General features: G+C 71.0%; 17 protein-coding genes and 2 tRNA genes. 12 read left to right on the top strand and 7 right to left on the bottom strand.

The window, feature by feature from the left end; all coding sequences use genetic code 11:
* Positions 1–608 precede the first annotated feature (608 nt).
* The 6 genes from rsmG to rpmH all read right to left on the bottom strand — a co-directional run bounded on the left by rsmG (position 609) and on the right by rpmH (position 4,532).
* The gene (rsmG, locus tag GA0070613_RS09240; RefSeq protein ID WP_089015843.1) at positions 609–1,343 is read right to left on the bottom strand and encodes a 16S rRNA (guanine(527)-N(7))-methyltransferase RsmG; all 735 of its coding nucleotides are present in this window, start codon (positions 1,341–1,343) and stop codon (positions 609–611) included.
* A gap of 532 nt (positions 1,344–1,875) precedes the next feature.
* Positions 1,876–2,451, bottom strand: a complete 576-nt coding sequence (locus tag GA0070613_RS09235; protein ID WP_089011913.1) for a Jag family protein — start codon at positions 2,449–2,451, stop codon at positions 1,876–1,878.
* Between the two features lie 215 nt (positions 2,452–2,666).
* On the bottom strand, positions 2,667–3,653 hold the full coding sequence (gene yidC, locus GA0070613_RS09230; RefSeq protein ID WP_089015842.1) for a membrane protein insertase YidC: 987 nt from the start codon (positions 3,651–3,653) through the stop codon (positions 2,667–2,669).
* Positions 3,654–3,658: 5 nt separating this feature from the next.
* Positions 3,659–3,901: a membrane protein insertion efficiency factor YidD gene (yidD, locus tag GA0070613_RS09225; protein WP_231929725.1), complete on the bottom strand. Its 243-nt coding sequence runs from the start codon at positions 3,899–3,901 to the stop codon at positions 3,659–3,661.
* 44 nt (positions 3,902–3,945) lie between these two features.
* The gene (gene rnpA / locus GA0070613_RS09220) at positions 3,946–4,359 is read right to left on the bottom strand and encodes a ribonuclease P protein component (RefSeq protein ID WP_089011911.1); all 414 of its coding nucleotides are present in this window, start codon (positions 4,357–4,359) and stop codon (positions 3,946–3,948) included.
* Between the two features lie 35 nt (positions 4,360–4,394).
* A complete protein-coding gene (gene rpmH, locus GA0070613_RS09215; RefSeq protein ID WP_067300964.1) occupies positions 4,395–4,532 on the bottom strand; it encodes a 50S ribosomal protein L34 in 138 nt (45 codons plus the stop codon).
* 645 nt (positions 4,533–5,177) lie between these two features.
* Here rpmH and dnaA point away from each other — a divergent pair.
* The 5 genes from dnaA to GA0070613_RS09190 all read left to right on the top strand — a co-directional run bounded on the left by dnaA (position 5,178) and on the right by GA0070613_RS09190 (position 11,798).
* The gene (gene dnaA / locus GA0070613_RS09210) at positions 5,178–7,043 is read left to right on the top strand and encodes a chromosomal replication initiator protein DnaA (RefSeq protein WP_089011910.1); all 1,866 of its coding nucleotides are present in this window, start codon (positions 5,178–5,180) and stop codon (positions 7,041–7,043) included.
* A gap of 785 nt (positions 7,044–7,828) precedes the next feature.
* Positions 7,829–8,962 carry a DNA polymerase III subunit beta gene (dnaN, locus tag GA0070613_RS09205; RefSeq protein ID WP_089011909.1) on the top strand — a complete coding sequence of 378 codons (1,134 nt, stop codon included), beginning with the start codon at positions 7,829–7,831 and terminating at the stop codon, positions 8,960–8,962.
* A 41-nt stretch (positions 8,963–9,003) separates the two neighbouring features.
* Positions 9,004–9,879 (top strand): phosphogluconate dehydrogenase (NAD(+)-dependent, decarboxylating), encoded by an 876-nt coding sequence (gene gnd, locus GA0070613_RS09200; protein WP_089011908.1) that lies wholly within the window; start codon positions 9,004–9,006, stop codon positions 9,877–9,879.
* 16 nt (positions 9,880–9,895) lie between these two features.
* Positions 9,896–11,029 (top strand): DNA replication/repair protein RecF, encoded by a 1,134-nt coding sequence (recF, locus tag GA0070613_RS09195; protein ID WP_089011907.1) that lies wholly within the window; start codon positions 9,896–9,898, stop codon positions 11,027–11,029.
* Between the two features lie 235 nt (positions 11,030–11,264).
* Positions 11,265–11,798 (top strand): DUF721 domain-containing protein, encoded by a 534-nt coding sequence (locus GA0070613_RS09190; protein WP_089015841.1) that lies wholly within the window; start codon positions 11,265–11,267, stop codon positions 11,796–11,798.
* A gap of 97 nt (positions 11,799–11,895) precedes the next feature.
* Here GA0070613_RS09190 and GA0070613_RS09185 read toward each other — a convergent pair whose 3' ends face one another.
* On the bottom strand, positions 11,896–12,450 hold the full coding sequence (locus tag GA0070613_RS09185) for a hypothetical protein (RefSeq protein WP_089011906.1): 555 nt from the start codon (positions 12,448–12,450) through the stop codon (positions 11,896–11,898).
* 528 nt (positions 12,451–12,978) lie between these two features.
* On the opposite strand from GA0070613_RS09185, the gene gyrB reads away from it, so the two are divergent.
* From gyrB to GA0070613_RS09155, 7 genes are all read left to right on the top strand, one after another.
* A complete protein-coding gene (gyrB, locus tag GA0070613_RS09180) occupies positions 12,979–14,931 on the top strand; it encodes a DNA topoisomerase (ATP-hydrolyzing) subunit B (RefSeq protein ID WP_089011905.1) in 1,953 nt (650 codons plus the stop codon).
* A gap of 130 nt (positions 14,932–15,061) precedes the next feature.
* Complete coding sequence (gene gyrA / locus GA0070613_RS09175; protein ID WP_089011904.1) at positions 15,062–17,581, top strand: DNA gyrase subunit A; 2,520 nt, start codon at positions 15,062–15,064, stop codon at positions 17,579–17,581.
* Positions 17,582–17,585: 4 nt separating this feature from the next.
* Positions 17,586–18,494: a DUF3566 domain-containing protein gene (locus tag GA0070613_RS09170; RefSeq protein WP_089011903.1), complete on the top strand. Its 909-nt coding sequence runs from the start codon at positions 17,586–17,588 to the stop codon at positions 18,492–18,494.
* Positions 18,495–18,644: 150 nt separating this feature from the next.
* Positions 18,645–18,718 (top strand) — tRNA-Ile (locus tag GA0070613_RS09165).
* A gap of 41 nt (positions 18,719–18,759) precedes the next feature.
* Positions 18,760–18,888, top strand: coding sequence for a DLW-39 family protein (locus GA0070613_RS33320; protein WP_231929724.1), 129 nt, complete (start codon positions 18,760–18,762; stop codon positions 18,886–18,888).
* Positions 18,889–18,934: 46 nt separating this feature from the next.
* Positions 18,935–19,010, top strand: a tRNA-Ala gene (locus GA0070613_RS09160).
* A gap of 247 nt (positions 19,011–19,257) precedes the next feature.
* A complete protein-coding gene (locus GA0070613_RS09155; RefSeq protein ID WP_089011902.1) occupies positions 19,258–19,749 on the top strand; it encodes an SMI1/KNR4 family protein in 492 nt (163 codons plus the stop codon).
* Positions 19,750–19,948: the final 199 nt, after the last annotated feature.

Here is a 19,948-nt window from a genome sequence, read left to right as displayed (position 1 = left end):
GGCGGCGTCGCGCGGAGCCGGGACCGATCGCGAGTCGGCCACGGTGGCCGGACGACCGGTCGACCCCGGCGCTTCCCGCATGGGCGGCAGGTTCGCCGGTACGCCCGAGGTCGGCTGCGGCCCACCCGCGACGGGCGGGAGGTTGGCCGGAACGCCGGAGGTCGGGTGAAGCCCACCGACCGGCGGAGCGTCCCGGCGCGCCGCCGGTTCGCGGTCCGGCGGGCGGGACGACGGGTCGCGGAACTCCGCGCCCGCGGGCCAGCCCCGCTGGTCGGTTTCACGTGAAACGGGGTCGGCGGCAGAGGGTCGCCCTCCTGGCCCGGTCACCCGTGGATCGTCGTACCTGCCGTCGTCATGCACCTGTCATCCCTGCCCGCTCCGGATGGTCGGTCCGCACCCCGTCAATCGGCCGTCCCGCGCTCACGGCGCGGCGTACGGCCCGGCGGGAACGGTCGGGGTCCGGTGCCATCCGGCACCGCCGTTCCACACTATCGACGCGCGGCCAGCCTACGGCGGACGGGCGCAGCGGGTCCACGTCGGGTTCTGATCGGTCAGCTACCTCGCACCGTTTCCAACGACCGAAGGGTCCACCGGAAGCAGTTGGGGGATCAGCGATCCCGGCCACCGCGGCCACCGCGGCGGCCGCCCCGTGACCGCTTCGCGGCGGCCTTCTTGCGGGCCGGACCGACGACCCGCTCCCGCACCACCTCGATCACCGTCGCGGGTGGCTCGATCACGCCGACGCCGCAGCGGTGCACCTCCGGCTGCCCACCACCGAGCCGGGCCACCGCCTCGGCGTGTTCGGCGACCTCGTCGGCGGCGGAGGCACCCTTCAGGGCGACCAACCGGCCGCCGGGCACCACCAGCGGCAGACACCAGGCGGCGAGCCGGTCCAGCGGGGCCACCGCGCGGGCGGTGACGATGTCGCCGCTGAGCGGCGCGGTGTCGCGCGAGCCGGCCGCCGCCTCGTCCGCCCGTCCCCGGAAGACCCGCACCATCTTTGTCAGGCCCAGGTGCTGCACCGCCTCGATGAGGAAGGAGGTGCGCCGGGCGAGCGGCTCGATCAGCGTGACGGTCAGGTCGGGTCGGGCGATCGCGAGCACCAGGCCGGGCAGCCCGGCGCCGGAGCCGACGTCGAGCACGGTCGCGTTCTCGGGGATCCGCTCGGCCATCGCGGCGCAGTTGAGCAGGTGCCGCTCCCAGATCCGGGGTGCCTCCCGGGGGCCGATCAGGCCGCGGACCACGCCGTCGGTCGCCAGCAGCTCGGCGTACGCGGCGGCGAGGTCGAGCCGGTCGCCGAAGAGGGTACGAGCTGCCTCCGCCAGCTCGGGCGGAAGCGTCACCTCCGCGGGAGACGGACGATCGTCGGGACCGGCGGGACCGTCCGCCGCGGTCGCGACGCCGGTCGCCGGCTCGTCGGCCGGGTGGGCCGGATCGACACCGTCGGCCACCGCCGGATCGACGGCGGCGGCGGACGCGTCGGCGGCGGCCCGATCGGCCGACCCGGTCGGAACGTCGACGACGGTCGGCTCGGTCGGAACGTCGACGAAAGCCGGGTCGACCGACCCGGTCGGAGCGTCGCCGAGGGCGGGATCGGCGGTCGGCGGACCGGAGAAGGTCGTCTCGACCGAGCCCGCCGGAGTGGCCGGGACCGGCTCATCCGGGGGGCCGGACGGCGTACCCGAGAAGGGCGCGTCGGCCGGCGCGGTCGGCCCGGCCGGGGGTGGAGTCGCGGCGTCGGTCGTGCGGTCGGAGAAGAGCGGCGCGGGCGCGCCCGGTTCGGCGGCAGGGTCGGGCCGGACAGGCGACGGCCCGGACGGCGTACCGCCCGGGCCGGACGCGGCGCCCGCCGTCGTCTCGTCGTGAGTCACCCGGTCAGTCCGCCGGCCGGACGATGATGCGCCGGTTCGGCTCGACGCCCTCGGACTCGCTCTCCACGCCGCTCATCGCGTTCACCACGTCGTGCACGCACTTGCGCTCGAACGCGGACATCGGCTCGAGGCGCACCGGCTCGCCGTACTCCTTGACCTTCTCGACCGCGTTCTTGGCGACGGCGGCCAGCTCCTTGCGTCGGGTGGCCCGGTAGCCACCGACGTCGAGCAGCAGCCGGCTCGGCGTGCCGGTCTGCCGGAACACCGCCAGCCGGGCCAGCTCCTGGAGCGCCTCCAGGGTGGCGCCGCGCTGGCCGACCAGGTTCTGCAGGTGGGCACCGACGACCTCGACGACCGGACGGCCGCCGGAGACCAGCTCGTCGATGTCGCCGTCGTAGTCGAGGATGTCGAGCAGGCCCTCGACGTAGTCCGCCGCGATCTCGCTCTGCCGGAACAGGTCGCTCTCGGCCGGCGCCTTCTTCTCCTGGCTCGAGCCGGCCTCGGCCTCGTCGGCGACGGCGGCCGGCGCGGTCTCCTCGTCCAGGGACTGGTCGGCGCTGGGGATGCTGGTGTCGGTCACGGTCTCATCTCCGTACTCGCTCGGCCGGACCGTCGGGTCCGCTGGTCTCCCGGGGCCGGCGGGGAGGTCTCGCCGGTGCCCACGGGCACGTCTGTACGGGCAGTTTCACCCGTGACCGCGCTGCGCGCGGCGGTTCCGGCCCGGCGCCGACCGTACGGTGGCTGCACGGGGCCGGAAGGGGCCGCCGCCAGGAATTCCGGCGGCGGCCCGGGGGCTCAGCCCTGCCGCTTGGCCGGGCGGGTCTTCTTCGGGTTGACCGGCTTCGCGCCGGGCTTCGGTCCGGCCACCTTGGGGGTGGTCACCTGCGGCTTCGCCGGTGCCGGGGCGGCCTTGCGGCCGAGCAGGCCGCCGGTCTTCGCCGGCTGGGCGCCGGTTCGGCCGGCGGCGGCGCCGGTCTTGGGCGGCACCAGCGGCGGGAACTTGCGGAGCACCCACTGCTGCTGGCCGAGGGTGAAGAGGTTGTTGGTGACCCAGTAGATGATCACACCGATCGGGAAGATCGAGCCGGAGACCAGCAGCGACACCGGGATGCCGTAGAGCATCAACCGCTGCACCATCCGCTGCTGCGGGTCCTCTGCCCACCCGGTCTTGAGGATCATCTGCCGGCTGGTGAGGTACGTGGTGGCGATCATGATCGCCACCAGGACGCCCGCGACGATCTTGACGGTGTGGGCGCTGGCCCCCAGGCTAGCCAGCTCCGCGGCGGTCGATCCGAACTTCCCGGAGATCGGGGCGTTGAACAGCTTCGCGTGCGCGGCGTTCTCGAACTGTCCGGCGGTCCACCCGTACAGGACCTTGTACTGGTCCTTGGCGTTCGGGTTGAGCCGCTTGAGGGTGTGGAACAGGCCAAGGAACACGGGGATCTGGAGGAACATCGGAAGGCAGCCCATCAGCGGGTTGGCCTTTTCCTTCCGGTAGAGCTCCATCATCTCCTTCTGGAGCGTCTCCCGGTCACCCTTGTGCTTCTCCTGCAGCTCCTTGACCTTCGGCTGGAGCGCCTGCATCGCCCGCTGCGACTTGATCTGCTTGACGAAGACCGGGAACAGGATCACCCGGACCGTGACCACCAGGAAGATGATGGCCAGGATCCAGGACCAGTTCGTCCCGAGCACGGCTCCGACCGGCACCCCGATGGCGTCCCAGGCCGAGTGCCAGGTCAGCAGGATCCACGAGATCGCGTAGTAGATCCAGTCGAGACTCAGACTCACTACAGGGCTCCAGTCACATCGGCACGGCGGTGACCGCCCGGCTCCGGCACCGGGTCATGTCCACCTGGGTGAAAGGGGTGGCAGCGCGACAGCCGTCGGACCGTCAGCCAGGCTCCCCGGAGCGCGCCGTGCCGGGAGACCGCCTCCACGGCGTAGGCGCTGCACGACGGGTAGAACCGACAGCGGGCCGGCAGCGCCGGGCTTATCCAACGACGGTACGCGACGATGGGCACCAGCAGCACTCGGGCACCGGTTGTCAGGGGCCGCGGGGCGGCCTTTCCGCCGCTCACCGGGACCGCCGATCCCGGGGGGCCCGCGCGGCGGCGACGGCGGCGTCCAGGTCGGCCCCGAGTCGGGCGTACGACGCCTCGGTGGCAGCGGGCAGGGCCCGTACCACCAGGGTGCTCCCGGCGGGGAGCTGGTCGAGCCGCTCGCGAACCAGGTGCCGGAGCCGACGTCGGACCTTGTTCCGGACCACGGCGTTGCCGACCGCCTTGGACACGACGAAGCCGGCGCGGCTCGGTGCGGAGGGCTCCGCACCGGTGTTCCGCGCCGGCTCCGGCGAGGTTGTCGCGGTGGGTCCGGTGGTCGGGGGGAGGGTCAGGTGCACCACGACGGCGCCACGGCCGACGCGTCGGCCACCCCGGACCGCTGCGGCGAAGTCGCTACTGCGCCGCAGTCGCTGTGCGGCGGCCAGCACGACTGCCCACGTCCCCCGAACCGGACCGGTCGGCCTCAGGCCGACAGGCGGGTGCGGCCCTTGGCGCGACGGGTCGAGAGGATGGCACGGCCGGCACGGGTGCGCATGCGCAGCCGGAAGCCGTGGGTCTTCGCGCGCCGGCGGTTGTTCGGCTGGTAGGTGCGCTTGCTCACGTCAGGCTCTCCGTTTTCGTACGCCCCACGCGGGGGATCGCCCGGGGTCGTGTGCTGGTCCGGGCCACCTCGGCGGTGACCCCCGATCGGTGCTGCCCGGCGATACGGGACCTCGGCGTTGCGGGGAAGCGACCGCGGACAGCAAGCACCCATCACCCTAGCAGAGGGCGAGAGAGCAGCCGCTCCAGCCTACGCAGGGGGGCAACGACCGTCAAACATCACACCGAGGCGTTCCGCCGCGCCGGAAGCGCGACCGAAGGGGCGGTTTTCACTGATGTTGACAAGGGTGCCACCGCCTCGACGGTTGAAGACGCGGGGCCTGCGCTGTTAGCGTGCCGGATTGCGGTCAGCGTCGGGGGTCCGGGTTGTCGCTGACAGGCAAGACCGGACAAGGTAGTGAATCGTTCGGCACGGTGAACCCGCTTCAGCGCCTCCCGTAGGTCAGGGGGCAGGTCCGACCCGCGTCCGGTGGGCGGCCACAATCGGTCGGTACACAGGCTGTGGATAACTTGTGGATGACGACCGGTCAGCCGTCCGGGTGGGTGTGACGTACATGCGTACACCCGCGCGAACGCGGTGGCGGGCCCGGAACGGTCGCTGGACAGCAGCGGCGGCCGGGAGCAGAGGCGAGGGGGTGGCACGACGGTGACCGGAGCGACCGACCTCGCCGCGGTGTGGGCGGCGGCGACCGACGAACTCGCCGACGAGATCATCTCCGCGCAGCAGCGGGCGTACCTGCGCCTCACCCGGCTGCGGGCGATCGTCGAGGACACCGCCCTGCTCTCCGTCCCGGACGCCTTCACCCGGGACGTGATCGAGTCGCGGCTCCGCCCGGCCATCACCGACGCGCTCAGCCGGCGGCTCGGCCGGCCCATCCAGGTCGCCGTCACCGTGCGGGTCGCCGAGGGCCCCGGCGCCGCCCGGCCCGCCAGCATCGGCTACCGCAGCGGCCCCGAACCGGGCGACCTCGAGGCCCCCCAGGACCTGCTCGCCGGCTTCGACCAGACCGGCCCCGCCCCGGACGCCCCCGCCTTCCCCGGGTCCGGCTACCCGTCCCGGCCCGACGCGCCCGGCTACCCGTCCCGGCCCGACGAAGCCGGTTACCCGGAGGAGCGCCCCGAGCCGCCGGCCGAGGAACCGACGCCGCGGCAGCGCACCGCCGACGGCGGCCGGCCGCAGCTCATCCCGGCCAGCCGGGACGGCCAGGACACGCTGTTCGGTGCCGCCTTCGCCGAGCCGCTGCGCGGCGCCCGGCCCGCCGCCGAGCGCCGGGGCTTCGACGAACGAGCCGCCCGGGTCGAGCCGCCGGCCCCCGACACCCGCGGGTACGAGCCCCGGTACCGGGAGAACGCCGCCGCGGACCCGCAGCCGCTGCGCGGCCTCCCCCGGGACGGCGGTACCGACAGCGGACCGGGTCGCAGCGGGGTGGATCACCGACCGGGTGGCCGGGACGACCGCCGGTTGCCCGGCGGCGCGGAGAGCGGCAACCGGCTCAACCCGAAGTACATGTTCGAGACGTTCGTCATCGGCTCGTCGAACCGGTTCGCCCACGCGGCGAGCGTCGCCGTGGCCGAGTCACCGGCGAAGGCGTACAACCCGCTCTTCATCTACGGCAGTTCCGGGCTGGGCAAGACCCACCTGCTGCACGCCATCGGGCACTACGCCACGACGCTGGGCAACGCCCGCTCGGTCCGGTACGTCTCGACCGAGGAGTTCACCAACGACTTCATCAACTCGCTCCGGGACGACAAGACCAGCGCCTTCCAGCGCCGCTACCGCGACGTCGACATCCTCCTGATCGACGACATCCAGTTCCTGGAGAGCCGCGAGCGGACGCAGGAGGAGTTCTTCCACACCTTCAACACCCTGCACAACGCCAACAAGCAGATCGTCATCACCTCCGACCGCTCCCCGAAGCAGCTGGCGACGCTGGAGGACCGGCTGCGTACCCGGTTCGAGTGGGGCCTGCTGGCCGACATCCAGCCGCCGGACCTGGAGACCCGGATCGCGATCCTGCAGAAGAAGGCGGCGCAGGAGCGGCTCTACGCCCCGCCGGACGTGCTGGAGTTCATCGCCTCCCGGGTGTCGAACTCGATCCGGGAACTGGAGGGGGCGCTGATCCGGGTCACCGCGTTCGCCAGCCTCACCCGCTCGTCGGTGGAGCTGTCGCTCGCCGAGGAGGTGCTGCGGGACTTCATCCCGGACGGCGGCGGTCCGGAGATCACCGCCGACCAGATCATGGTGTCCACCGCGGACTACTTCGGGGTGAGCCTGGAGGACCTGCGCGGTCACTCCCGCTCCCGGGTGCTGGTCAACGCCCGCCAGGTGGCCATGTACCTGTGCCGGGAGCTGACCGACCTGTCGCTGCCCCGGATCGGGCAGGCCTTCGGCGGCCGGGACCACACCACCGTCATGCACGCCGACCGGAAGATCCGCCAGCAGATGGCGGAGCGGCGCTCGCTCTACAACCAGATCGCCGAGCTGACCAACCGGATCAAGCAGAACACCTGAGTCGTACGCCACGCCGGCGCCCGCCGGAGCTGGCACCAGGAACGCCCGGCCGAGCCTCGGCCGGGCGTTCTTCGCGTCTGTGGCAGCCCTGGGGTTGACCCTGCACCGGCTTCAGGGCCGAGGATTGCCGTCATGTTCGTCCACAGGACCACCCGGTTGTCCACATCCCCTGTTCCACAGGCGGTGGAAAACCACGCTCCGTCCAGGCCTGGTTACCCACAGACTGTGGACAACTCCTGGGGACGAGCCTGTGGACGCCTGGGGACGACGGCGGAGTTGTCCACCGACGACGGTCGACCTGTGGGCGGCCTGTTGAAGGTTCTGGGGACGACGTCGATCAACGTCGTCCGCCCCGTCCACAACGTTGGGGAGAAACCCCGTGGATTACCGGTGGACAACCGGTGGACAACCGTGGAAAACCTGGGGGTCGGCGGCGCCTGTGGAGAGAAACACGGGTTGTACCCCTGGTTCTCCACAGCCAACCCACCGGTGGATAACCTGTCTGACCTGCGCGGACATCGGTTCTCCACAGTTTGCACAGGTGCGATGAAGACGATGAGTTATCTCTTCTAAAACAACAAAAACCAATCATCACCGTTGGACTTCCTGTGGATCGGGCCGAACCGCTGCCGTCGGCAGTCGCCCGGGCACCTGGATCCACGGGGTCGGGCGCACAGCCGATGCCCACGCGCCCTAAGGTGCGATGGGTACCCGCACGGTCGGGCGGGGCGGTGGGCAGCGGTCGGCATGAGAGAGTTGTCGCTGACGTCGACGCGGAGGCATTGATGAAGTTCCGAGTGGAGCGCGACGCGCTCGCCGAGGCGGTTGCGTGGACCGCCAAGAGCCTGCCCAACCGACCCTCCGTACCGGTGCTTGCCGGGGTGATGCTCCGAGTCACCGACGGCAACCTCCAGGTTTCCGGCTTTGACTACGAGGTCTCCAGCCAGGTGACCGTCGAGGTGCAGGGGGACGCCGACGGCGCCGCCCTGGTCTCCGGTCGCCTCCTCGCCGAAATCACCAAGGCGCTGCCCGCCAAGCCGGTGGACATCGCCGCGGTCGGCGCTCACCTGGAGCTGGTCTGCGGCAGCGCCCGCTTCACCCTGCCGACCATGCCGGTGGAGGACTACCCGGCCCTGCCGGAGATGCCGGAGAGCGCCGGCACGGTCGACGCCGCCGCGTTCGCGGCCGCCGTCGCCCAGGTCGCCGTCGCCGCCGGCCGCGACGAGACGCTGCCGATGATGACCGGCGTACGCCTCGAGCTCTCCGGCGGCACGCTCGCCATGCTCGCCACCGACCGGTACCGCCTCGCGCTGCGCGAGATGGAGTGGAATCCGGACGACCCCGAGGTGAGCATCAACGCCCTGGTGCCGGCCCGGACCCTGAACGACACGGCGAAGGCGCTCGGCCCGCTCGGCGGTCAGGTCACCATGGCGCTGTCCCAGGGCGGCGCCGGCGAGGGCATGATCGGCTTCTCCGGCGGCACCCGCCGGACCACCAGCCGGCTGCTCGACGGCGCCAACTACCCGCCGGTGCGCTCGCTCTTCCCGGCCAGCCACAACGCGGAGGCGCGGGTCCAGGTGAGCACCCTGATCGAGGTGGTCAAGCGGGTCGCGTTGGTCGCCGAGCGGACCACGCCGGTGCTGCTGAGCTTCAGCGCGGACGGGCTGGTCGTCGAGGCCGGCGGCACCGAGGAGGCCCGGGCCAGCGAGGCGATGGAGGCCACCTTCACCGGTGACGCGCTGACCATCGGCTTCAACCCGCAGTACCTGATCGACGGCCTGGCCAACCTGGGTGCCCAGCACGCCCTGCTCTCGTTCGTCGACGCCTTCAAACCGGCAGTGATTTCCCCCGCCGGTGAGGATGGCGAGGTCATCCCGGGGTACCGGTACCTCATCATGCCGATCCGCGTGTCCCGCTGATCGCGCCCCAGCAGACCACCGACGCACGGAGGTAGGAGCAGATGCAGCTCGGCCTGGTAGGACTCGGCCGGATGGGTGGCAACATGCGCGAGCGGTTGCGTGCCGCCGGTCACGAGGTGGTCGGCTTCGACCGCAACGCGGAGCTGAGCGACGTCGCGACCATGGCGGAGCTGGCCGAGAAGCTGGAGTCGCCGCGCGCGGTCTGGGTGATGGTCCCGGCCGGCGTCACCGACGCCACCATCGACGAGCTGGCCGGCGTGCTCGGCGCGGGCGACATCATCATCGACGGCGGCAACTCGCGGTTCAGTGACGACGGCCCGCGCGCCGAGCGGCTGAACGAGCGGGGCATCGGCTACCTCGACGCCGGGGTCTCGGGCGGCGTCTGGGGCCGGCAGAACGGGTACGCCCTGATGGTCGGCGGCGCCCAGGAGCACGTCGCGCGGCTGATGCCGATCTTCGAGGCGCTCAAGCCCGAGGGCGAGTTCGGCTTCGTGCACGCCGGGCCGGTCGGCGCCGGGCACTACGCCAAGATGGTGCACAACGGCATCGAGTACGGCCTGATGCACGCCTACGCCGAGGGCTACGAGCTGCTTGCCGCCTCCGAACTGGTGACCAACGTGCCGGGCGTCTTCAAGTCGTGGCGCGAGGGCACGGTGGTCCGGTCCTGGCTGCTCGACCTGCTCGACCGCGCGCTGGACGAGGACCCGGAGCTGGCCGAGCTGAGCGGCTACACCGAGGACACCGGCGAGGGCCGGTGGACCGTCGACGAGGCGGTCCGGCTCGCTGTGCCGCTGAACGTCATCACCGCCTCGCTCTTCGCCCGGTTCGCCTCCCGGCAGGAGGACTCGCCCGCGATGAAGGCGGTCGCCGCGCTGCGCCAGCAGTTCGGCGGGCACGCGGTCGTCCGCAAGAGCTGACCGGTATCCACACCCTGTGTACGTCCGCCGGCTGGAACTGGTCGACTTCCGCTCGTACGAGCGGGTCGGGGTCGACCTGGAGCCGGGCCCGAACGTGCTGATCGGCGCCAACGGTGTCGGCAAGACCAACCTGGTCGAGGCGTTGGGCTACGTGGCGACCCTGGACTCGCACCGGGTCGCCACCGACGCCCCCCTGGTCCGAATGGGCGCCTCCTCGGCGGTGATCCGCTGCGCCGTGGTGCACGACGGCCGGGAACTCCTGGTCGAGCTGGAGATCGTCCCGGGCAAGGCCAACCGGGCCCGGCTCGGCCGCTCGCCGGCCCGCCGCGCCCGGGACGTGCTCGGCGCGCTGCGCCTGGTGCTCTTCGCCCCGGAGGACCTGGAACTCGTCCGGGGCGATCCGGCCGAGCGCCGCCGCTACCTGGACGATCTGCTGGTCACCCGGCAGCCCCGATACGCCGGGGTGCGCGCCGACTACGAGCGGGTGGTCAAGCAGCGCAACGCCCTGCTCCGGACGGCGTACCTGGCCCGCAAGACGGGCGGGTCGCGGGGCGGGGACCTGTCCACCCTCGCCGTCTGGGACACCCACCTGGCGCAGCATGGCGCGGAGCTGCTCGCCGGCCGGCTGGAGCTGGTCGCCGCGCTCGCGCCGCACGTGACCAAGGCGTACGACGCGGTGGCGGCGGGCAGGGGGGCGGCCGGGATCGCGTACCGGTCGTCGCTGGAGCTGCCCGACCCGACCGTGGACCGGGCCACGCTGGCCGAGGCGCTGACCGCCGCGCTGGCCGAGTCGCAGTCGGCGGAGATCGAGCGCGGCACCACGCTGGTCGGGCCGCACCGGGACGATCTGGCGCTCACCCTGGGGCCGCTGCCCGCCAAGGGGTACGCCAGCCACGGCGAGTCCTGGTCGTACGCGCTGGCCCTGCGGCTGGCCGGGTACGACCTGCTGCGCGCGGACGGCATCGAGCCGGTGCTGGTGCTGGACGACGTCTTCGCCGAGCTGGACGTCGGCCGCCGGGAGCGGCTGGCCGAGCTGGTGGGCGGGGCGAACCAGCTCCTGGTGACCTGCGCGGTGGACGACGACGTGCCGGCGACCCTGCGCGGCACCCGGTACGAGGTTGGCGAAGGGACGGTACGCCGTGTCGGATGAGCCGCAGCTTCCACCGGCCCGGCTGGGGCCGGCGCGCGGTGGCCGTACCGCCGGAAGCGGATCGGACGATCGGGCCGGGCGGGCGGGAACCGCTTCCGGCGGACGTGGGCGTGGCGCGCGCCCGGCGGACGGGCGGGCCGACGACGCGGCCGCGGCGGGCGGCGCGGCCGGACGGGGCGGCACGGACCCGGCCGGCGGGCAGGCTTCGTCGGCCCGTGAGCAGGCGCCGACGGGCGTGACCGACGGCGCTGCGGGCCCGGCCGGGGCGTCCGGGCCGGAGCTGGCCCGGGCGGTGCTGGACGCGGCGAAGGCCCGCCGACAGGCGGCGGCCCGGCCGCGCCGGAGCGCGGGGGGCGGCGACGGCGGTGGTGCCGAGCGCCGGCTGCGTGGCTACTCCGGGCCGGGGCCGGACCCGCGCGACCCGCAACCGCTCGGTGCGGTGCTGAACCGGCTGGTGAAGGCGCGCGGCTGGCAGCAGCCGGCGGCCGAGGCGACGGTCTTCGGCGCCTGGGAGCGGGTGGTGGGGCCGGAGGTGGCCCAGCACAGCCGCCCGATGAAGTTGGAGAACGGCGAGCTGACCGTGGAGGCCCGCTCCACCGCCTGGGCGACCCAGCTGCGGCTGCTAGCCGGCTCGCTGATCAAGCAGATCGCCAGCGAGGTCGGCCACAACGTGGTGCGCAAGCTGCACATCCACGGCCCGGCCGCGCCGTCCTGGTCCCGCGGCCCCCGCCGCGTCCGCGGCCGTGGCCCCCGCGACACCTACGGCTGACGCAGCCGCTGATCCACTCGACATGCGGCATGTCGCGGCTTCCCGGGGATGGGACACCGCGACATGCCGCAGAGCGCTGGCGACCGGCGTGAGGGGATCAGGCGTCGGCGTAGACGGCGAAGCCGCGGTCGGCGCAGCGGCGATAGAAGGCGGCGAGCACGCTCAGCTCGGCGCAGGTGAAGTTCCACTGCGGCGGGTCGCCGTTCTCGTCGCGCAGCCCGTCCAGGCGGGTGTCGAGCCAGCGGAGCTGCTGCTCGGCGAGGCGACCGTCGGCCATCAGCGAGCGGAGCACCTCGCCGACCGACTCGAAGGTCACCGCCTCGCCGAACGGCCGGTGCTGGGCGACGAACTTCTCCACCCCGCCGGCGATCCACGAGCACCCGTCGGGGTCGATCACCGGATCCTCGTCCTCGGCGGCGGCATCAGTGGCGTAGAGCACATTTTCCAGTCCGAGGATCAGGTCGACCAGTTCGGTGTACGCGGTCGCCCGCACCGTGCCGGTCTTGGCGATCAGCTCGGCGAGCGCCGCGGTCGGGGCGGAGATCCGGGGCAGGTCGACGATCTCGCCGAAGTCGACGAACTCGGCCGGCGCGACCGGGTCGTAGAAGCGGCCGGTCCGCGGCCAGTGCACCGCGACATTGTCCAGCCCCATCTGGCGTCACCTCTTACAAGCACGTTGTCGGACCGATCGGGTCGATCGTCCCGGTTCAGCCCGGGAAAGATCAAGACCGCTGCGGCGGGCGCCGCAAAAGGTACGGCACGGCCGGTCCGGCCGCGACCCCTGGGCGGTTACGCCCCGGTACCGATCCGGTGGGCGGTCGCGCCCTCGATCAGGGCCTGGCGTGTAGGGGGAGTCGCAGACAGCACGGTTCGGCCCGCTACGGAGGTCTCAGCCGCCCCGCAGGGGTGCCGAGTGGCGGTTTAGTCGTGTGCGCACAGTAAGATTGATGGCGAGACGAAGACCCGAGCCGGAGCGACGGACACGGGCCCCCGAGGGCCCTTGATCATTGTCCCGGATCGGGTCTAGCCGATCGCGATCCGCGGGCAACCGCGGCGACCGGCGTACGCGATCCGTGACCTGGAGAATCCGGGGCCGGTCCGTGCGCGCCGACGTCGCGTCCTGTCCGCCGAACCCGCGCCCCCGCGCCTTGGCGCGGTCGGCGCGAGAAAGTGGCCGAGGGTGGCAGCGCAGGACAAGCAGGAGTACGGCGCCGAGTCGATCACCGTTCTCGAGGGGCTGGAGGCGGTCCGGAAGCGGCCCGGTATGTACATCGGGTCGACCGGCGAGCGCGGTCTGCACCACCTCGTGCAGGAAGTCGTGGACAACGCCGTGGACGAGGCGCTGGCCGGCTACTGCGACATCATCGACGTCGTGCTGCTGGCTGACGGTGGCGTCCGGGTGACCGACAACGGCCGTGGCTTCCCGGTCGACCTGCACCCCAAGCTGAAGAAGCCGGGTGTCGAGGTCGCGCTGACCGTGCTGCACGCGGGTGGCAAGTTCGACGGCAAGGCGTACGCGGTCTCCGGCGGTCTGCACGGCGTGGGCGTCTCCGTCGTGAACGCCCTCTCCACCCGGATGGAGGTGGAGATCCACAAGTCCGGTTTCGTCTGGCGGCAGCAGTACACCAACTCCAAGCCGAGCCCGCTGGAGAAGGGCGAGACCACCAACCGCACCGGCTCGGCGGTCGCCTTCTGGCCGGATGCGGACGTCTTCGAGACCGTTGACTTCGACTTCCAGACCATCTACCGGCGCCTGCAGGAGATGGCCTTCCTCAACCGCGGCCTCACCATCCACCTCCTCGACGAGCGGGTCGCGGAGGGCGAGGAGGGCAAGCCGCGCGAGGTGACCTTCCTCTACAAGGACGGAATCGCCGACTTCGTCCGGCACCTCAACGCCTCGAAGAACCCGATTCACAAGACCGTGGTCCAGTTCGAGGCCGAGGACGTGGAAGAGGGCATGGCGGTCGAGATCGCCATGCAGTGGAACGAGTCGTACGGCGAGTCGGTCTACACCTTCGCCAACACGATCAACACGCACGAGGGCGGCACCCACGAGGAGGGCTTCCGGGCCGCGCTGACCAGCGTCGTCAACCGCTACGGCGCGGAGAAGAAGCTGCTCAAGGGCGACGAGAAGCTCTCCGGCGAGGACATCCGCGAGGGCCTGGCCGCGATCATCTCGGTCAAGCTGACCAACCCGCAGTTCGAGGGCCAGACCAAGACCAAGCTCGGCAACACGCCGGTGAAGAGCTTCGTGCAGCGGGTCTGCAACGAGTGGCTGGTCGACTGGTTCGACCGCAACCCGGCCGAGGCCAAGACCATCATCCAGAAGGCCTCCCAGGCCGCCCGGGCCCGGATCGCCGCCCAGCAGGCGCGGAAGCTGGCCCGGCGCAAGTCGCTGCTGGAGTCCGGCTCGATGCCGGGCAAGCTGGCCGACTGCCAGTCCACCGACCCGCGCGAGTCCGAGGTCTTCATCGTCGAGGGCGACTCGGCCGGCGGCTCGGCCAAGCAGGGCCGGGATCCGCGGACCCAGGCGATCCTGCCGATCCGCGGCAAGATCCTCAACGTGGAGAAGGCCCGGATCGACCGGGTGCTGAAGAACAACGAGGTCCAGGCGCTGATCACCGCGCTGGGCACCGGCATCCACGACGACTTCGACATCGAGAAGCTGCGGTACCACAAGATCGTGCTGATGGCCGACGCGGACGTCGACGGCCAGCACATCCAGACGCTGCTGCTCACCCTGCTGTTCCGCTTCATGCGGCCGCTGGTCGAGCTGGGCCACGTCTACCTGGCCGCCCCGCCGCTCTACAAGATCAAGTGGAACAAGAAGGGCGACGACGCCCAGTACGCGTACTCGGACCGGGAGCGGGACGGGCTGATCGCGCTGCGCCAGCAGAAGAAGCCCAATGCCAGGCCGGACGACATCCAGCGGTTCAAGGGTCTCGGCGAGATGAACTACCCCGAGCTGTGGGAGACCACGATGAACCCGGCCACCCGTACGCTGCGTCAGGTGACGCTCGACGACGCCGCAACCGCCGACGAGCTGTTCAGCGTGCTGATGGGTGAGGACGTCGAGGCCCGCCGTTCGTTCATCCAGCGCAACGCCAAGGACGTGCGGTTCCTCGACATCTGACGGACCTCGCCGGGCCAGTCGGACATCCACCGGCCGGCTCGGCGATCCACAGAGTTATCCACAGCCTGGCCGGTTTCCACAGCCGTTATCCACAGCACGAAAACGACTCTGAGTCTGATAAGGGTTAACAGTGACCGATACTCCCGAGTCCACCCCGAGCGAGCCGGAGATCCCGGAGACAGCCGCCGCCGTCGTGGCGCACGACCGGATCGAGCCGGTCGGCCTCGAGGTCGAGATGCAGCGCTCGTACCTCGACTACGCGATGAGCGTCATCGTGGGGCGGGCCCTGCCGGACGTCCGGGACGGGCTCAAGCCGGTTCACCGCAAGATCCTCTACGCCATGTTCGACTCCGGCTACCGGCCGGACCGTGGCTACGTGAAGTGCTCCCGCGTCGTCGGTGACGTGATGGGTCAGTTCCACCCGCACGGCGACTCGGCGATCTACGACGCGCTGGTCCGGATGGCCCAGCCATGGTCGCTGCGCTACCCACTGGTCGACGGCAACGGCAACTTCGGCTCGCCGGGTAATGATCCGGCCGCGGCGATGCGGTATACCGAGTGCAAGCTCGACCCGCTGGCGATGGAGATGCTGCGGGACATCGACGAGGACACCGTCGACCTGCAGGACAACTACGACGGCCGGGCCAAGGAGCCCACCATCCTGCCGTCGCGGATCCCCAACCTGCTGGTGAACGGCTCCGAGGGCATCGCGGTCGGCATGGCCACCAAGATCCCGCCGCACAACCTGCGCGAGATCGGCGCGGCGGTGCAGTGGTGCCTGGAGCACCCGGAGGAGGACGAGGCCACCACCCTCGACGCGCTGCTGGAGATCGTCAAGGGCCCGGACTTCCCCACCCACGGCCTGATCGTCGGCACCCAGGCGATCCAGGACGCGTACCGGACCGGGCGGGGTTCGATCCGGATGCGCGCCGTGGTGGAGGTGGAGGAGGACAAGCGTGGCCGTCCCTGCCTGGTGGTCAGCGAGCTGCCGTACCAGGTCAACCCGGACAACCTGGCCGAGCGGATCGCCGAGCTGATCAAGGAGGGCAAGCTCGCCGGCATCGCCGACATCCGGGACGAGTCCTCCGGGCGTACCGGCATGCGGATCGTGCTCGTGCTCAAGCGCGACGCGGTCGCCAAGGTGGTGCTGAACAACCTCTACAAGCACACCCAGCTCCAGGAGACCTTCGGCGCCAACATGCTGGCCCTGGTCGACGGGGTGCCGCGCACGCTCAACCTGGCCCAGTTCCTCCGCTACTACGTCGAGCACCAGATCGACGTGATCCGGCGGCGGACCGCGTTCCGGCTGCGCAAGGCGGAGGAGCGGGCGCACATCCTGCGCGGTCTGTCCAAGGCCCTCGATGCCCTCGATGAGGTGATCGCCCTGATCCGGCGCTCGCCGACGGTCGAGGACGCCCGGCAGGGCCTGATCCGGCTGCTGGAGATCGACGAGATCCAGGCGACCGCGATCCTGGACATGCAGCTGCGCCGCCTCGCCGCCCTGGAGCGGCAGCGGATCCTGGACGACCTGGCCAAGCTCGAGATCGAGATCGCCGACCTCAAGGACATCCTCGCCAAGCCGGAGCGGCAGCGGAAGATCGTCTCCGAGGAGCTCGGCGAGATCGTCGCGAAGTGGGGCGACGAGCGGCGTACGAAGATCATGCCGTTCGAGGGCGAGGTCTCGATGGAGGACCTGATCGCCCGCGAGGACGTGGTGGTCACCATCACCCGCACCGGGTACGCCAAGCGGACCAAGGTCGACCTGTACCGCTCCCAGCGGCGGGGCGGCAAGGGTGTCAGCGGCGCGACGCTGCGGCAGGACGACATCGTCAGCCACTTCTTCGTATGCTCCACCCACGACTGGATGCTGTTCTTCACGAACAAGGGTCGGGTCTACCGGGCGAAGGCGTACGAGCTTCCCGAAGCCAGTAGGGTGGCCAAGGGCCAGCACGTGGCCAATCTGCTTGCGTTCCAACCGGACGAGCAGATCGCGCAGATCATCGAAATTCCGAACTACCAGGTGGCTCCCTACCTGGTACTGGCCACGAAGAACGGCCTGGTGAAGAAGACGCGGCTCGAGGAGTTCGACTCCCCCCGTTCCGGCGGCATCATCGCGATCAACCTGCGCGATGAGGACGAGCTGGTCGGTGCTGCCCTGGTCGCGCCGGAGGACGACCTGCTGCTGGTCTCCAAGAACGCGCAGGCGATCCGGTTCAACGCCAGCGACGAGGCGCTGCGGCCGATGGGCCGGGCCACCTCGGGCGTGATCGGCATGCGGTTCAGCGAGGACGACGTCCTGCTGGCCATGGAGGTCGTCCGCGAGGGCCTGGACGTGCTGGTCGCGACGAACGGGGGATACGCGAAACGCACCCCGATCGAGGAATACCCGGTCCAGGGCCGGGGAGGTAAGGGCGTACTGACTGCGAAGATCACCGAGCGACGCGGCGGTCTGGTCGGTGCGGTGGTGATCGACCCGGACGACGAGCTGTTCGCGATTACCAGCAACGGTGGCGTCATTCGGACTCCGGTGAAGCCTGTACGCCGTACGCGTGACCGGAACACAATGGGGGTCAAGCTGATGGACCTCCCGGACGGCGTGACTATCGTGGCGATTGCTCGCAATGCCGACGAGCCTGACGAACAGGACTAGTTGAATGACGGAGACACAGGCGAAGTCGGGGAACACGGGGACCTCGGCCAACCCGGTCGACGAGGAGGCCGCCAAGGGCGGCACACCAGCGACCGGCCGCGCGGCCGTGGGCCGGGCCACCGTCCCCGCCGACGCGCCTGCCCCGAAATTCACCCGGGCCCCCGGCATGACACCCCCGCCGGAGAAGCCCACGGAGGATTCGGGGGCGAGCGACAAGACCGAGAACGCCAAGGGCGACGCGCCCACCTCCGCCGACGGCATGGCCGCCCCGGCGGCCCCTACGGCAAAGCCCGCCACGACACGGCCGGTCGCGGCGGGCGCGGCCCGACCGTCGACCGGTACCACCGGCACCCAGCCCCGGGTCGCGTCGGGCGTCGGCACCGCCACCAGGCCGTTGCCGGACGGCGCCCGCCCGGGCACGCCGAGCCGCCCGGCCAACGGCGGCGGCCTGCCGCCGGGCATCAGCGGCGCGGCGGCCGTCGGCGCCGCGCGCGTGGGTGAGGCGGTACGCGCCGCGCGTAGCTCGGTCAGCTCGGCCGCGTCCCGTGGGCCGCGCCGGGCCCGGCTGAACCTCAAGCGGATCGACCCGTGGTCCGTGATGAAGTTCGCGTTCGCCGTCTCGGTGGTGCTCTTCATCGTGGTGGTCGTCGCCACCTCGGTGCTCTACCTGGCCCTGGATGCCATGGGCGTGTTCCAGAGCGTCAACGACAGCCTGTCCGACCTGGTCAACGCCGGCGGTCAGAGCGCCAGCGGCTTCCAGATCACCGCCAAGGGCGTCATCCTCAGCTCGGCGCTGATCGGCCTGGTCAACGTCGTGCTCTTCACCGCGCTCGCCACGCTTGGCGCGTTCGTCTACAACGTCTGTGCCGACCTGGTCGGCGGGATCGAGCTGACGCTCGCCGAGCGGGACTGAACCAGCGGGGCCGCCGGGGCGCCGCGTAAAGCGGTCGCCCCGGCGTCGCGCATCCGGGTAGGTTCGATCTGGTGCGGGCGAGTGCCGCGCCACGGCCACCCCGATTTGGGGCGGGCCGCGGCGATGGGTTAACCTTGCTCGTCGCTACGCGGGGCTATAGCTCAGTCGGTTAGAGCGCAGAGCTGATAACTCTGAGGTCGCTGGTTCGATTCCAGCTAGCCCCACCGCACCGTCCGACGGTAGTCGAGCGCGAGGGGTCGCCCCAATGTTCAAGAAGCTTCTGATCCTGGTCGGCGTCATCGGCGTTGCCGCCGTCGTGGCCAAGAAGGTCAAGGCCTCGAACGACGAGCGCGCTCTGTGGCACGAGGCGACCACGGCGCCCGACCTGCGCTGACCGTCCGCCTCCCGACTGCCAGCACCAGGCGGCTCCGCCCGCCCTCGGGGCCCTAGCTCAACTGGCAGAGCACTGCCTTTGCAAGGCAGGGGTTAGGGGTTCAAGTCCCCTGGGCTCCACCAGCACAAACACCGGTTGACCACGGTCCCGAGTGCAGCCATCCGTACAGCCAAGCGCTCACCCCGTGTCCTCCTCGCCGAGCAGCCGGTCGATGGCCGAGGAAGCCTGACGAGCCCGCGCCGGTCGCTACGCGAGGAAGTCGCTCAGGGCGCCCTTCGTTCGCACGCTGTTGAAGTCCTACGAGCGTGGGCGGACAAGCTGCCCGTACCGGTCCAGCCCAAGTTCTGACGATGAAAAGGGCTCGCTGAAATGACTGGTCCATTCGAAGTCGGTCCGTCGCCATGGATCGGACCACCTCTGACCGAGGACATGGTTCGGCGGGCCGAGGAAACTCTCGGAGTTCGGTTGCCGCGGAGTTACGTGGAGCTGATGTATCGGCAGAACGGCGGTGTTCTGAAGAACAGCTGCTATCCCACGAGCTTCCGGACGTCCTGGGCTGCCGACCACTTCGGGGTAGACGTCATCATGGGCATCGGATATGAGGAGGGGGTCGACGCACAGTCCGCTAACCTGATCTCCGAGTGGGACTACCCGAAGGTCGGGGTCGTGCTCGGTGTGACACCTGCGGCTGGCCCTGACACGGTCATGCTCGACTACTCCGAGTCCGGACCGGGCGGGGAGCCGGCGGTCGTATACGTCGACGAAGACAAAGTTCCTCGACGGATCGCAGACTCGTTCGGGGAGTTCATGAATGGCTTGGTCTCGTGCGAGGCCTACGAAGATGACGACGAGGACCAGTAACCCGTTCCGCCGTCCACTGCCGAACTAGCCTCTATCGGATCAAGGCGGCCCGCGAAGCGGGCCGCGCCGGCCCGGCCCCGGCCTGCTGGCGACCTCCGGCCGGCATCGGCCGCGCCGGCCGGCCAAAGTTGGGGACGACCAGGACTCGAAGACCTCGGGGCTCCGCCCCGAACCCCGACCCTCCTCGGAGATTCGCTCC

It is taken from the genome of Micromonospora inositola, from assembly GCF_900090285.1.
GTDB lineage: Bacteria > Actinomycetota > Actinomycetes > Mycobacteriales > Micromonosporaceae > Micromonospora > Micromonospora inositola.
This window is presented reverse-complemented; position numbering and strand designations above follow the sequence as displayed.

Excerpts from the sequence above, each read along its gene's own strand:
- dnaN (WP_089011909.1), top strand. The coding sequence starts at position 7,829 with ATGAAGTTCCGAGTGGAGCGCGACGCGCTCGCCGAGGCGGTTGCGTGG.
- gnd (WP_089011908.1), top strand. The coding sequence starts at position 9,004 with ATGCAGCTCGGCCTGGTAGGACTCGGCCGGATGGGTGGCAACATGCGC.
- GA0070613_RS09185 (WP_089011906.1), bottom strand. The coding sequence starts at position 12,450 with ATGGGGCTGGACAATGTCGCGGTGCACTGGCCGCGGACCGGCCGCTTC.
- GA0070613_RS09170 (WP_089011903.1), top strand. The coding sequence starts at position 17,586 with ATGACGGAGACACAGGCGAAGTCGGGGAACACGGGGACCTCGGCCAAC.
- GA0070613_RS33320 (WP_231929724.1), top strand. The coding sequence starts at position 18,760 with ATGTTCAAGAAGCTTCTGATCCTGGTCGGCGTCATCGGCGTTGCCGCC.
- GA0070613_RS09155 (WP_089011902.1), top strand. The coding sequence starts at position 19,258 with ATGACTGGTCCATTCGAAGTCGGTCCGTCGCCATGGATCGGACCACCT.